Below are 15,820 nucleotides of genomic sequence, written 5' to 3' on the forward strand. Positions count from 1 at the left end.
GCTGGACCGTGATGACTGGCAAACCGAAGCGGACAGCAACCCACAGGTTGCGGGTCTGGACGCGCATCAGCTGGCCTATGTGATCTACACCTCCGGCTCCACCGGCCAACCCAAAGGGGTAATGGTCGAGCACGGCACCCTGGCCAACCTGATGCACTGGCATTGCGAGGCCTTCGACCTGGCGGCCGGCAGCCATACCAGCACGGTGGCCGGTTTCGGCTTTGATGCGGTGGCCTGGGAAGTGTGGCCGGCGCTGAGCAGCGGCGCGGTGCTGCACCTGCCGCCTGCGCGCATTGCTGGCGAGCATGTCGACGAGCTGCTCGACTGGTGGCTGGAGCAACCGTTGCAGGTCAGCTTCTTGCCTACGCCAGTAGCCGAACAGGCGCTGCGCCGCGAGCGCCAGCATCCGACGCTGCGTACGTTGCTGGTCGGCGGTGACCGGCTGCGCCAGTTCGACCGGGATCCGGGGTTTACCTTGGTCAACAACTACGGTCCGACCGAGGCGACAGTGGTCGCGACTTCCGGACAGCTGCAAGCGGGTGGCCACCTGCATATCGGCCAGCCGATCGGCAACACCCGCGTCTATGTTCTCGACGCCCATTGCGAGCCGGTGCCGGTCGGTGCTGTCGGTGAACTGTACATCGGCGGGGCGGGTGTCGCCCGTGGCTACCTGAATCGCCCTGAACTGACCGAAGAACGCTTCCTGCCTGACCCCTTCAGCGATCGTCCACGGGCACGGATGTACCGCAGTGGCGACCTGGTGCGCTGGAATGCCGACGGCACCCTCGACTACCTGGGCCGCAATGACGACCAGGTGAAGATCCGTGGCGTGCGTGTGGAACTGGGCGAGATCGAGGCTGTACTGGCCGCCCAGCCGGGTGTCCGTGAGGCCGTCGTGCTGGTGCGAAACGAGCGCTTGTTGGCCTGGTTCACCGGGGACGCAGCGACGGAGGCATTGCGTGATGCGCTGCAGGCCAGCTTGCCAGCACACCTGGTGCCACTGGCATTCATTCAACTGGACGCCGTGCCGCTGACCCTTCATGGCAAGCTCGACCGCAAGGCCCTGCCGGACCCGGATCCAGAGCAATTCGCCAGCCAGGCCTACGTTGCGCCGCAAGGCGCAGTGGAAACCGCGTTGGCGCAGGTCTGGGCGGACATGCTCGGCGTGGCGCAGGTAGGCCGACATGACAACTTCTTTGAAATGGGCGGCCATTCGCTGCTGGCTGTGAACCTCACGGCGCGTCTGCGTCGAGAGGGCCTTCAGGTTGATGTGCGCACGCTGTTCGGCCAGCCGACCATTGCTGCGCTGGCGGCGACATTGGGCAAGGCACGCCAGGTGGAGGTGCCGGAAAACCTGATCCCTGCCGGTTGCACGCACATCACCCCGGGCATGGTGCCGCTGTTGGCGCTGGAGCCGCACCACATTGAACGGATTGTCGGCAAGGTCCCAGGTGGGGCTGCCAACGTGCAGGACATCTACCCGCTGGCACCGCTGCAGGAAGGCATTCTGTACCACCACGTAAGCGCTGCGGAGCATGACCCCTACGTGCTGCAATCGCGATTCGCCTTCGCCAGCCGCGAGCACCTGGACAACTTCGCTGCTGCGCTGAACAAGGTCATCGCTCGCCACGATGTGCTGCGCACCGCTGTCCTCTGGGAAGGCCTGCCACAGCCGGTGCAAGTGGTTTGGCGCACGGCGCCGCTGGCCGTCTTCGAAGGGCAAGCCAGTCACCGCCTCGACCTTAGCCAAGCCCCGTTGATTCGGCTGTTCTACCTCCAGACCGAAGCGGGCATCGAAGCCACCTTGCAGTTCCACCACATTGTCCTCGACCACACCGCCATGGAAGTGGTCGGTGAAGAACTGATCGGTTTCTTGCAGGACAACAGGGAACCGGCCCACGCCCCCGTGCCTTATCGCAATTACGTGACCCAGGCACGGCTGGGCGTCAGCCAGGCCGAGCACGAGGCGTTCTTCCGTTCGCAGCTGGCCGATATCGATGAGCCGACGCTGCCGTTCGGTCTGAGCGATGTGCAAGGCGATGGCCGCGACATCGAAGAGGCCCAGCTGTGGCTGCGCGACGATCTGGCCCAGCGCCTGCGCCAACAAGGGCGGCAACTGGGCATCAGCGTCGCCAGCCTGTTCCATCTCGCCTGGGCGCGCCTGCTGGCAGCCGCCAGTGGCAAGGACAGCGTGGTGTTTGGCACTGTGTTGCTTGGTCGCCTGCAAGGCGGCGAAGGCGCAGAGCGGGCGCTGGGCATGTTCATCAACACTTTGCCGCTGCGGGTCGACCTGGCTGGCATCGGCGTGCGTGACGGGGCTCAAGCGACCCACCAGCGGCTGAGCGCGCTGCTGGCTCACGAACACGCATCCTTGGCCTTGGCCCAGCGATGCAGTGGCGTGGCGGCGCCATTGCCGTTGTTCAGCGCGATGCTCAACTACCGCCACAGCACTCAAGTTGATGCCAGCCAGCGCAAGGCCAGCGAGGGTATCGACATCCTCGAAAGCCAGGAGCGCAGCAATTACCCGCTGGGGCTGAACGTGGACGACCTGGGCGAGGGCTTCCGTCTGGTGGCCATGACCCCGGCAGACATTGGCGCGGCGCGGATCTGCGGGCAAATGAATCAGGTGCTGGAGGCCTTGGTCGCGGCGCTGGAGCATACGCCTGAGCTGTCGCTCCAGAGTCTGCCGGTGCTGGAGTCGGAAGAACGCCAGCGTGTGCTGGCGGACTTCAACGATACGGCAGTGGATTACGACCTTGAGCAAACTCTGCATGGGCTGATCGAAGCACAGGTCGAGCGCACGCCGGATGCCGTGGCGGTGCGGGCAGAAGAGGGCGCGTTGAGCTATCTGGAGCTCAACGCGCAAGCCAACCGCTTGGCACATCACCTGATCGGTTTGGGCGTCAAACCGGATGATCGCGTGGCGATTTGCGTCGAGCGTGGGCTGTCGATGGTGGTCGGGCTGCTAGCCATCCTCAAAGCGGGCGGTGCCTACGTGCCGGTTGATCCGGACTATCCGGCCGAGCGCGTGCGGCACATGTTGCGCGATAGCGCGCCGGTGGCGGTGCTGGTGCAGACCCCGACGCGCCATGTGGCGGAAGGCGGACTGATTATCGACTTGGATCAGCCGACCTGGGGCGAGCAACCCCCGACTAACCCGGTCGTTGCGGATCTGACGCCGCGTCATCTGGCCTACGTGATCTACACCTCTGGTTCGACAGGCCTGCCCAAGGGCGTGATGAACGAGCATGCTGGCGTGGTCAACCGCCTGCTGTGGATGCAGGACGCCTACGGCCTCGGTGCCGACGACGTGGTGCTGCAGAAAACGCCGTTCAGCTTCGACGTCTCGGTCTGGGAGTTCCTCTGGCCCCTGCAAACCGGCGCGCGCCTGGTCATGGCGCGCCCTGGCGGGCATCGTGATCCGGAATATCTGCGCGAGGTGATCCGTCGCGAACGGGTAACCACCTTGCACTTCGTGCCATCGATGCTGGATGTGTTCTTGGCGCACGGTGAAGCAAGCGCAGACCGCCTCAAGCGCGTGCTGTGCAGTGGCGAGGCGCTGCCAGGCAGCCTGGTGCGGCGCTTCCACGCCCAATTGCCAACCGTCGAGCTGCATAACCTGTACGGCCCAACCGAAGCGGCAGTGGATGTCAGTGCCTGGCATTGCCTCACCGCGCCGGACAACACGCCGATCGGCAAGCCCATCGCCAACACCACGCTTTACGTCCTCGACGCCCACGGCCAACCGGTGCCGAAGGGCGTGGCGGGTGAGTTGTTCATCGGCGGCGTGCAGGTCGCCCGAGGCTACCTCAACCGCGCCGAACTGACCGCCGAACGCTTCATCGAAGACCCGTTCAGCACCCGCCCTGGCGCCCGTTTGTATCGCACCGGTGACCTGGCCCGTCACCTGGCAGACGGCAACATCGAATACCTGGGCCGTAACGACGACCAGGTGAAAATCCGTGGCCTGCGTATCGAACTGGGTGAGATTCAGGCCGGCTTGACGGCCATCGATGGGATCAAGGAAGCCGTGGTAGTGGCCCGCGATCAGCGTCTGATCGCGTACTACACCGGCCAACCGCAAACCACCGAAATCTTGCGCTCGTCGCTGCTCGCACACCTGCCCGAGTTCATGGTGCCCGCGCTGTTCATGCACCTCGAAGCGCTGCCACTGAGCCCCAACGGCAAACTCGACCGCAAGGCACTGCCAGAACCCGACGCCCTCCAGGACCGTCCGTTCGAGGCCCCGCAAGGCGAAACCGAAACCCTGCTGGCCGCCCTCTGGAGCGAACTGCTGGGCGTGGAACGGGTAGGCCGCCACGACAACTTCTTCGAACTGGGCGGCCATTCGCTGCTGGCGGTGACCCTCACTTCGCGACTGCGCGAGCAAGGCCTGGAAGCCGACGTGCGGGCCCTGTTCGAGCAACCTACCCTGGCCGGCTATGCAGCCATCACAGACAGCATGGAGATCGTCCTGTGAGCATCAACCAATTACTCGCAACACTGACGGCCAACAATGTGCAGCTGGCACTCAAGGACGGCCAGCTGGTGGTCCAGGGCAACCGCAAGGCGCTGACTGACGCCGCCTTGGTGGCACGCCTGCGCGAGCACAAGCCTGCGCTTGTGGCGATGATCGAGCGCGGGGAGTATGTGGCCGTGAAGCAGGGTGCGGTGCAAGTGCCGGGCAATTTGATCGAGCCTGGCTGTCAACGGATTACACCGCAGTTGCTCAACCTGATTGATCTCGACCAGGACAGCCTCGACCGTATCATCGCCTGCATCCCCGGCGGCGCTGCCAACGTGCAGGACATCTACCCACTGGCACCCTTGCAGCAGGGCATGTTGTTCCATCACGCCAGTGCCACCGACCACGACCCCTACGTGATGCAGGCGCGCTTCGTGTTCGCCAGCGAGGCGCGGTTGCAGGCGTTCGCCGATGCCCTGCGCGGCGTGGTCGCCCGTCACGACATCCTGCGCACCTCGGTACACTGGCAAGGCTTGGAAATCCCAGTGCAGGTGGTCTGGCGGCAGGCCGAACTGCAGGTGCTGGAACTGCCTGAGGATGATCCGAAGCGGACCTGGATCGATCTGACTCAAGCCCCGCTGATCCGCCTCCTGCGAGAGCCAGTGCAGGCCGACGGCAAGCTGAGTGCGACTCTGCAGTTCCACCATATCGCCATGGATCACAGTGCCCTGGACGTCGTCCGCCATGAACTGATCGCGTACCTGACTGGGGAAGAGCGGCACCTGGGAAGCCCTGTGCCGTTCCGTAACTATGTCGCGCAGGCGGTGCTGGGCATCAGCGAAGCGCAGCACGAAGGGTTTTTCCGCGAGATGCTTGGCGACATCGATGAGCCAACCCTGGCCTATGGGATCCAGGACGTGCAGGGCGATGGGGCGGTGTACAACGAGCACGCACTCGACCTGCCACTCGCCCTTTGCCAACGCCTGCGGGCGTGTGCGCGGGGGCAGGGCGTGAGTGTCGCCAGCCTGTTTCACCTGGCCTGGGGCCGGGTGCTGGGCGGCTTGACCGGGCGCTCCGAGGTGGTGTTCGGCACGGTGCTGATGGGCCGCCTGCAAGGCGCCGAAGCCACCGACCGGGCGCTGGGTATCTTCATCAACACCTTGCCGCTGCGGGTCGACTTGCACGGCGTCGACCTGCCAACCGCGATCTGCGCCACCCACCAGCGCCTCAGCGTCCTGATGCGCCACGAACATGCACCGCTGGCACTGGCCCAACGTTGCAGCGGCGTGGCGGCTCCGGCGCCTTTGTTCAATGCGCTGCTCAATTATCGCCATAGCGTGATCAACGCTGACGCGCCGCGCCGTGCGGCCTTGGCCGGTATCGATATCGTCGAGTCGGCCGAGGCTACCAATTACCCGCTGACCCTCAGCGTCGATGACCTGGGCGAAACGTTCCGCCTGACCTTGCTGGCCAGCGAGGAAGTCCCGGCGCAACGTGTCTGCGCCTATCTGCAGCAAACCCTGGATAGCCTGCTGCAAGCGCCGGATGCACAGGTGCTGGCAGTCGACATGCTACCCGCCGATGAGCGCGAGGAGCTGCTCGAAGGTTTCAATAGCTACTCGGCTTCCACTGAAACCCGCCTGACACTGCATCAACGCATCGAGCGCCAAGCCGACGTGCATCCACACGTTATCGCCGCTACCTATGCGGGCGAGTCGCTGACCTACGCCGACCTGAACCGCCGGGCCAATGCGCTGGCTCATCACTTGATCACGCTCGGCGTCGGCGCTGACGACCGCGTTGCAGTCGTCGCGCGGCGCGGGCTTGAGACGCCGGTCGGTTTGCTGGCGGTGCTCAAGGCCGGCGCCGGCTATGTGCCGGTTGACCCGGCCCACCCGGATGAACGGGTGCACTATCTGCTCAGCGACAGCGCGCCAGTGGCGGTACTGACCCAGCAAGCGCTGAGTGCGCGCCTGGGGCACTTACAGGTGCCTGTGCTGCTGCTCGACCGGCCCGAATGGCCTGTACGTGAAGATAATCCGGATTTGCCCGACCTCACCGCTCGCCACCTGGCCTATGTGATCTACACCTCCGGCTCGACCGGCCAGCCCAAGGGTGTGATGGTCGAGCACCAGAGCGTCAACAATCTGATCGACTGGCACTGCCGCGCCTTTGACCTGTGCCATGGTCGCCATACCTCATGCCTGGCCGGTTTTGGCTTCGATGCAATGGCCTGGGAAGTCTGGCCTGCACTGTGCGCAGGCGCCACGCTGCACCTCGCCCCGGCCAGCGAAGGCAATGACGACCTCGACGCGATGCTGGCCTGGTGGCGTGCACAGCCTTTGGATGTGAGCTTTCTGCCCACGCCGGTGGCCGAATATGCCTTTAGCCAACAAATCGAACACCCGACCCTGCGCACCCTGCTGATCGGCGGCGACCGCCTGCGCCAGTTCAACCGCACCCAGCGCTTTGCCGTCATCAACAACTATGGACCGACCGAAACCACCGTGGTGGCCAGTTCCGGCGGGGTCGAGGCGGGCGGGGTGCTGCACATCGGCCGACCGGTGGACAACGCGCGCCTGTATGTGCTCGATGAACGGCTTCAGCCCGTGGCGCTGGGAGTGCCGGGCGAGCTGTACATCGGCGGGGCAGGGGTCGCTCGTGGCTACCTGAATCGCCCTGACCTCACAGCCGAACGTTTCCTCGACGACCCTTTCGCAGCGACGACCGGCGCGCGCATGTACCGCACCGGCGACCTGGTACGCTGGCTGGCCGACGGCACCCTGGACTATCTGGGGCGCAACGATGATCAGGTAAAGATCCGCGGGGTGCGCATCGAACTGGGCGAAATCGAGAGCCGGCTCGCCACGTTGCCTGGCATTCAAGAAGCCGTGGTGCTGGCCCGCGAAGATCAGCCCGGCCAGCCGCGTCTGGTGGCCTACTTCACGCCCCAGCCAGATGTCGAAGCCGCAACCCCGGATGGCTTGCGCGCCCAGTTGCAGGGTCACCTGCCGGAATACATGGTGCCGGTTGCCTTTGTGGAATTGGCGGCCTTGCCCCTCACTGCCAATGGCAAACTCGACCGCCGAGCGTTGCCAAAGCCCGAGCGTTCGGCCTTGTTCGAGAGGGGTTACGAGCCCCCCGAAGGCGAACTGGAAAACGCGCTGGCGCAAATCTGGGCCGAATTGCTGCACGTCGAGCGGGTTGGTCGGCGCGATCACTTCTTCACCCTTGGCGGCCATTCCCTGGTGGCCATGCGCATGGTTTCGCAGGTGCGCCTGCAGCTGGGCGTGGAGCTGACACTGGCCGCTCTGTTCGCCAATGCCGAGCTGGCTGCCGTGGCTGCGGTGCTGGCCAGCGCAGGGCGCAGCGAACTGCCGGTGATCCTGCCGGTGCCGCGCGAGCAACCGTTGCCGATGTCGTTCGCCCAGCAGCGGCTATGGTTTCTGGCGCAGATGGAGGGCGGCAACCAGGCCTACAACGTACCGTTGGCCCTGGGCTTGCGCGGGGCACTGGATGCCGATGCGCTGGAGTGTGCCTTGCTGCGCATTGTTGAACGCCATGAAACCTTGCGTAGCCGCTTCGTGCCGCGTGAGGACAGTGCTGAGGTGATCATTGCCGCCACCGCCGGAGGCAATTGGTTCCAGCGCGAAGATTCGAGCCCGGAGCGGCTGCCCGCACGGCTGCGTGAAGAAGCCAGCGCACCGTTTGACCTGGCGCACGGGCCACTGCTGCGGGCGCGATTGCTGCGTCTGGGCGCTGAGCACCATGTGCTGGCACTCACGGTGCACCACATCGTCGCCGACGGCTGGTCGCTCGGTGTGCTGACCCAGGAGCTGAGCACGTTGTACTCGGCCCTGAGCCAGGGGCTGCAAGACCCGCTGGAGCCATTGGCGATCCAGTACGGCGATTACGCCGTATGGCAACGCCGCTGGCTGGCCGGTGAGCAGCTGCAGCGCCAGACCGATTACTGGCGCCAGACGCTGGAGGGTGCGCCGAGCGTGCTCAAGCTACCCAGCGATCGACCACGCCCCGAGCGCCAGGACTTCAGCGGAGCGAGCCTGCCCCTGCAACTGGACCCGCGACTGGCTGCGGGCCTGCGGACCCTGGCCCAGCGTCACGGGGTCACGCTGTACATGACTGTGCTCGGCGCCTGGGCGGTACTGCTGGGGCGGCTTGGCGGGCAAGCTGAGGTGGTGATCGGCTGTCCGGTGGCTGGCCGCAGTCGCGCTGAACTTGAGGCGTTGGTGGGGTTGTTCGTCAATACCCTGGCCATCCGCATCGACACGCAATCTGCGCCAACCGCTCAGGCGTTGCTCGAACAGGTCAAGGCACGCGTGCTGGAGGCCCAGGCCCATCAGGACCTGCCATTCGAACAAGTTGTCGAGATCGTACGCCCGCTGCGCAGCCTCGCGCACACGCCGTTGTTCCAGACCACCCTGAACTGGCAGCCCACCCACGGCCCGGCCCTGCAACTGCAAGGCCTGCAGCTCGAAGCCGTGCCGCTTGCCGGCCAGGTGGCCAAGTTCGACCTCACGCTCAACCTGGGCGAGCAGGGCGATGTTTTGGCTGGCAGCCTTGAATACGCCACGGCACTGTTCGATGAAAGCACCGTGCGCCGTTACCTCGGGTATTTCGAAACCCTGTTGTGGGGGATGGTCGACAACGACCAGGCAAACATTGAGCAAATCGACCTGGTTGACGACGAAGAGCGCCAGACGCTGCTGCACACGTTCAACGCAACCCGCCGCGACTACCCCCGAGAGCAGTGCGTGCAACGCCTGTTTGAACAGCGCGTCGCTCGCCACCCCCTGGCACTGGCGGCGGTGCACGGCCAGCAGACGATGAGTTATGGCGAGCTCAACGCGCGCGCCAACCGCCTGGCCCATTACCTGACGGCCGAGGGCGTGCTGTCGGGCGCCAGCGTCGCGCTCCTGCTGCCACGTTCGCTGCCGCTGCTGGTGGCGCAACTGGCGGTGCTCAAGTGCGCGGCGGTGTATGTGCCCCTGGACATTCATGCGCCAGCCGAGCGGCAGGCGTTCATGGTCGAGGATTGCCAGGCCACGGTGTTGCTGACGCTGTCCGACACTGCCGCAGACCTGCCGGTGCGGCGCATCGACCTCGATCAGCGGTTACTTGACGACCAGCCCAGCCACAACCCTGGCCTGCCCCAGGACGCCGGCAGCAGCGCCTATGTGATGTACACCTCGGGGACTACAGGTATGCCCAAGGGGGTATGCGTGCCACACCGAGGCATCGCGCGCCTGGTACTGGCCAACGGTTACGCCGACTTCACCGAGCACGACCGTATCGCCTTCGCCTCCAACCCGGCATTCGATGCCAGTACCTTGGAGGTCTGGGGCGCGTTGCTCAACGGCGGCCAGGTGCGGGTCATCGACCACGCGACGCTGGTCGATCCCCAGCGCTTCGCCGCTGCACTGGTGGAGCAAGATATCAGTGTGTTGTTCCTGACCACAGCGCTGTTCAACCAGTATGTGCAACTGCTGCCCGAGGCACTGGCGGGGCTGCGCCTGCTCATCAGCGGTGGCGAGCGCGCCGAGCCGGCGGCCTTCCGTACGCTGCTGGAACGGGCGCCGGCCCTGCGTCTGATCAATGGCTACGGGCCGACTGAAACCACCACCTTCGCGGTCACCTTCGAAGTGCGCGAGTTGCCGGCCAACGCCAGTCACGTGCCGATTGGCAAGCCTATCGGCAATACCCAGGTCTATGTACTCGATGCCCACCGGCAACTGGTGCCCCTGGGGGCGGTGGGTGAACTGTACATCGGCGGTGATGGTGTGGCCCTGGGGTACCTCAATCGCCCCGAGCTGACGGCCGAACGCTTCGTCGACGACCCGTTCAGCCCACAGTCTGGTGCCAAGCTGTACCGCACCGGCGACCTGGTGCGCTGGCAGGCCGATGGCCAGCTGGAGTGCCTGGGGCGAAATGACGACCAGGTCAAGATTCGCGGATTCCGCATCGAACTGGGTGAAATCCAGCAGCAATTGGCCCAATGCCCTGGTATCGGCGAGGTCATCGTCATGGCCGTGCCTGCCGAGCAGGGGCCGTTGCGTCTGGTGGCCTGGTTCACCCGCCTGGATGAAGCGCTGCAAGCAGGCGACCTGCGCAGCTACTTGCGCGGTCGTCTGCCTGAATACATGGTGCCGGCGGCCTTCGTTGCGCTGCAGCGCATGCCGCTGAGCAACAACGGCAAGGTCGAGCGCAAGGCACTGCCGTTGCCGGGGCCGGAAGATTTCGCCGCAGCTATTTACGAAGCCCCCCAGGGCCATCAGGAGCAGGTGCTGGCTCAGCTGTGGTGCGAGCTACTGCAGGTGGAACGGGTCGGGCGCGATGACCGCTTCTTCGAGTTGGGCGGCCACTCGCTGCAGGCCATGCGTATGCTGGCCCAGGTCCGCCAGCGGCTGGGCCTGGAGTTGGCGTTGGCCGACCTGTTCGCCGACGATCGCCTTGCCGCCGTCGCCGCCAGCCTGGCCAGCCATCCCGCCCAGGCGCTGCCGGCCATTCAGCCGAGCGTACGCGTGAGGCCTTTGCCATTGTCGTTCGCCCAGCAACGGCTGTGGTTCCTGACGCAAATGGCCCCGGACAGCGCGGCTTATCACATCCCCATCGGCCTGGGTCTGGAGGGTGCGTTGGATGCAGCGGCGCTGGAGCGGGCGTTACAGCGCCTGGTGGAGCGCCATGAGAGCCTGCGCAGCCACTTCATCGAGCAGGATGGTGAGGCTCAGGTGGTCGTGAGCAAGGACGTGTTCAAGTTGGCCAAGGTGGAGGTGCCTGGCCTGGATGAGCAGGCACTGGCTGCGCTGGTCGAGCAAGAAGCCGTTCGGCCTTTCAACTTGGCTCAAGACTTGCCGATCCGAGGTCGCCTGCTGCGCCTGGCGCCGCAAAGCCACGTACTGTTGCTAAATCTGCACCATCTGGTGGCCGACGGCTGGTCGTTGGGGGTACTGATTCGAGAGCTGGCTGCGTTGTACGAGGCGTTCAGCAATGATCGCACCGACCCCTTGGCGCCATTGCCCGTGCAGTACCTGGACTATGCCCTGTGGCAGCGCCAATGGCTCGGCAGCGAGACGTTGCAGCGCCAGGCCCAATACTGGGTCGCCAGCCTGGCCGGAGTGCCGGCGCTGATCAGCTTGCCATGGGACCGGCCACGGCCTGAGCGTCAGCAGCACGCTGGCGACAGTGTCGCAATCAGCCTCGACCCACGCTTGAGTGTTGAACTCAAGGCTCTGTGCCGGGCGCATGGGGTCACGCCGTACATGCTGTTCATGGCCGCCTGGGCGGTGCTGTTGGCGCGGCTGGCGGGCCAGGATGAGGTGGTGGTCGGCTCGCCGCTGGCCAACCGTCGCCAGGCCGAGGTGGACGGGTTGATCGGCATGTTCGTCAACTCCATCGCCGTGCGCGTGGATACGTCGGGGGCGCCGGATGTCGCGAGCCTGCTGGCACGGGTCAAGGCAACGGTGCTGGCCGCCCAGGCGCATCAGGACCTGCCTTTCGAGCAAGTGGTCGAGGCCCTGCGCCCGCAGCGCAGCTTGGCCCATACGCCGGTTTACCAGGTGTCGCTGGACTGGGAGGGCAGCCCGGATCGGCAGGCCTTGAAGTTGGGTGAACTGACGGTGACCCCGCTGGCTGGGCAGGCGCGGATCGCCAAGTTCGACTTGAGCCTGAGCATGGGCGAGGGGGTTGACGGGTTTGCCGGCGGCATCGTGTATGCCACTGCATTGTTCGACCGGTCGACCATCGAACGGTATTCGGGGTACCTGGAACAACTGCTGTGGGCTTTTGCGGAGGGTGCCCAGGCCGTTCCAGGCCATATTGGGCTGCCGGATGCGGATGAGCGCAAGCGGCTGCTGCTGGCATTCAACGATACGGCGGTGGGCTATGACCTTGAGCAAACTCTGCATGGGCTGATCGAAGCACAGGTCGAGCGCACGCCGGATGCCGTGGCGGTGCGGGCAGAAGAGGGCGCGTTGAGCTATCTGCAGCTCAACGCGCAAGCCAACCGCTTGGCACATCACCTGATCGGTTTGGGCGTCAAACCGGATGATCGCGTGGCGATCTGCGTCGAACGTGGGCTGTCGATGGTGGTCGGGTTGCTGGCGATCCTGAAAGCGGGCGGTGCCTATGTGCCGGTCGATCCGGACTACCCGGCCGAGCGCGTGCGGCACATGTTGCGCGACAGCGCGCCGGTGGCGGTGCTGGTGCAGGCCGCAACCCGCCGTGTGCCGGAAAGCGGGCACGTCATCGATCTGGACCAGCCGACCTGGGGCGAGCAACCCGCGACTAACCCGGTCGTTGCGGATCTGACGCCACATCATCTGGCCTACGTGATCTACACCTCTGGTTCGACAGGCCTGCCCAAGGGCGTGATGAACGAGCATGCTGGCGTGGTCAACCGCCTGCTGTGGATGCAGGACGCCTACGGCCTCGGCGCCGACGACGTGGTGCTGCAGAAAACGCCGTTCAGCTTCGACGTCTCGGTCTGGGAGTTCCTCTGGCCCCTGCAAACCGGCGCACGCCTGGTCATGGCGCGCCCTGGCGGGCATCGTGATCCGCAATACCTGCGCGAGGTGATCCGTCGCGAACGGGTAACCACCTTGCACTTCGTGCCATCGATGCTGGATGTGTTCTTGGCGCACGGTGAAGCAAGCGCAGACCGCCTCAAGCGCGTGCTGTGCAGTGGCGAGGCGCTGCCAGGCAGCCTGGTGCGGCGCTTCCACGCCCAATTGCCAACCGTCGAGCTGCATAACCTGTATGGCCCAACCGAAGCGGCGGTGGATGTCAGTGCCTGGCATTGCCTCACCGCGCCAGACAACACCCCGATCGGCAAGCCCATCGCCAACACCACGCTTTACGTGCTCGATGGCCAAGGCCAACCGGTGCCGCAGGGCGTGGCGGGTGAGTTGTTCATCGGCGGCGTACAGGTCGCCCGTGGTTACCTCAACCGCGCCGAACTGACCGCCGAACGCTTCATCGAAGACCCGTTCAGCACCCGCCCTGGCGCCCGTTTGTACCGCACCGGTGACCTGGCCCGCCATCTGGCCGACGGCAACATCGAATACCTGGGCCGTAACGACGACCAGGTGAAAATCCGTGGCCTGCGTATCGAGCTGGGCGAGATCCAGGCCGGCCTGACGGCCATCGATGGCATCAAGGAAGCCGTGGTGGTGGCGCGCGATCAACGCCTGATCGCGTACTACACCGGGGAACCGCAAAGCACCGAAACCCTGCGCTCGTCGCTGCTCGCACTTTTGCCCGAGTTCATGGTGCCCGCGCTTTTCATGCACCTCGAAGCGCTGCCTTTGAGCCCCAACGGCAAGCTCGACCGCAAGGCTCTGCCTGAACCCGAAGCCCTCCAGGACCGTCCATTCGAGGCCCCGGAAGGCGAAACCGAAATCCTGCTGGCCGCCCTCTGGGCGGAACTGCTGGGCGTGGAACAGGTAGGCCGCCACGACAACTTCTTCGAGCTTGGCGGCCATTCGCTCGCGGCCATCCGTTTGATCGACAGGCTCACCAAGGCAGGCCTGCAGGCGGCCATCAACGACGTATTCCAGCAGCCCAGCATAGCCGCCTTGGCCCGCTCGCTGGATGCCAGCGGCAGTGCCAACTTGCAGACCGTCGTCACCGTCAGGGCCACAGGCAGCCAACCCGCGTTGTTCCTGGTGCACGAATTCACCGGCCTTGACTTCTACTTCCCGGTGCTGGGCCAGCATCTGCCAGGTGATTACCCGGTCTACGGCCTGCCAGGCGTACCATACGGCGAACCCCAACCCCGCACGCTGGAATGCCTGGCCCGCTACCAGGTCGAGCAGCTGCGCAAGGTCCAACCCCACGGCCCTTATCGCCTGGCGGGATGGTCGTTTGGCGGTGTGCTGGCTTTCGAAATGGCCAACCAGTTGCTGGGCGCGGACGAGGCCGTGGACTTCCTAGGCCTGATCGATACCTATGTGCCGCGTCTGGCCGACCAGGGCAAGGCGCGCTGGCAAGGGCCGCGCGCGCTGGAGCGGCAGCTGCTGCTCAACTGCAGCACCTTCTGGCGCACGCAAGGTGATGCCGGCGAGGCGCGTCTGGCGCAGCTGCAACGCCTGGAGGCCGAACAGACCGATTTCGTGACACTGCTGACCAGTTGCCGTGAACAGGATCTGCTCTATGGCCTGTGGTCCAGCATGAGCGATGAACAACTGCGTCATTACTTTACCCGCGAGTTGGCACACGGGCAGGCCATGGCCCATTACCGCCTGGCGCCATTGGGCATACCGGTTCATCTCTTCAGGGCGGAGCAGGGTAGCGAAGGGCTGTCGAGCCTGGGCTGGAGCGAAACGCTGCCCACGCAGACGCTGGTCGATATCGCGGTGCCCGGTGACCACCGCAGCATGATGCAGGCACCCCATGTGGCATCGGTCGGCGCGGCCATCGCCCGAGCGCTCGACAGCGTGACGTCAAGGTCCATCGACCAAGCCGTGGCTTACCAACCCCTGGTCGCCATCCAGTCCGGCCAGCCAGGCCATGCACCGCTGTTCTGCGTGCCGGGGGCGGGTGACAGCGTCACCAGCTTCATTGGCCTGGCCGAAGCGCTGGGGCCGAGTTGGCCACTTTACGGGCTGCAGGCCCGAGGCCTGGACGGCGGTTCGGTGCCGCATGCATCGGTCGAAGCCGCTGCCGATTGTCATCTGCAGGCCATCGAAGCGCTGTACCCGCAAGGGCCGCTGAATCTGGTCGGCCATTCTTTCGGCGGCTGGGTGGCGCATGCCCTGGCGGCCCGGTTCGAGTCCAAGGGGCGTCAGGTGCGTTCCCTGACCTTGATCGACAGCGAGGCACCGGGCGAGGGCGGCACCTGCGGCCAGCCTTACACCTTCGGTGAAGCGTTGCTGCGCTTGATTGACGCATTGCAGTTGTCGACCGGCAAGGCCTTGGGCATCGAGCCGCTGGCCTTCGCCCAGGCCACTGACGATGAGCAAATGCGTCAGCTGCATGGGGCGATGGTGCGGGTTGGGTTGATGCCAGCGCGCTCTGCGCCGCAAGCGCTAGAGGGCACGGTACGTACTTTCGCCACGGCGCTGCGCACGCGCTATCGGCCAACGCTGGCCTACAGCGGCCCGGTGGGATTGGTGCTGGTCGATGACCCCAGCCTGGATGCGGCGGGCAATGCACGCGAACAGGCGGCTATGCAGACCGGCTGGCAGCAGCTTATGCGGCAGTTGGCACTCTGGCAGGGGCCAGGCAACCACTTCAGCATCCTCAAGGTGCCGGATGTGTTCAGCCTGGCGGCGTGGTGGCATGACGGCCAGGCACTGCAGCTGGACAAAGTAACCGAGTAATCATGGGAAAGTGAGTGTT

Annotated in this window: 2 protein-coding genes (1 of these 2 only partly in view); both read left to right on the forward strand. The window is 65.3% G+C overall.

The window, feature by feature from the left end:
* Positions 1–4,480, forward strand: the end of a protein-coding gene (locus ACIQUF_RS03610; RefSeq protein ID WP_403128528.1) for a non-ribosomal peptide synthase/polyketide synthase. It extends 17,792 nt beyond the left edge of the window; only the last 4,480 of its 22,272 coding nucleotides appear in the window; its start codon lies off the left edge, out of view; it ends in the stop codon at positions 4,478–4,480.
* Positions 4,477–15,801, forward strand: a complete 11,325-nt coding sequence (locus ACIQUF_RS03615) for an amino acid adenylation domain-containing protein (RefSeq protein ID WP_403128530.1) — start codon at positions 4,477–4,479, stop codon at positions 15,799–15,801. Before ACIQUF_RS03610 ends, ACIQUF_RS03615 begins: the two co-directional genes overlap by 4 nt.
* Positions 15,802–15,820: the final 19 nt, after the last annotated feature.

Source organism: Pseudomonas sp. NPDC090233 (genome assembly GCF_044772285.1).
Classification (GTDB): Bacteria; Pseudomonadota; Gammaproteobacteria; order Pseudomonadales; family Pseudomonadaceae; genus Aquipseudomonas.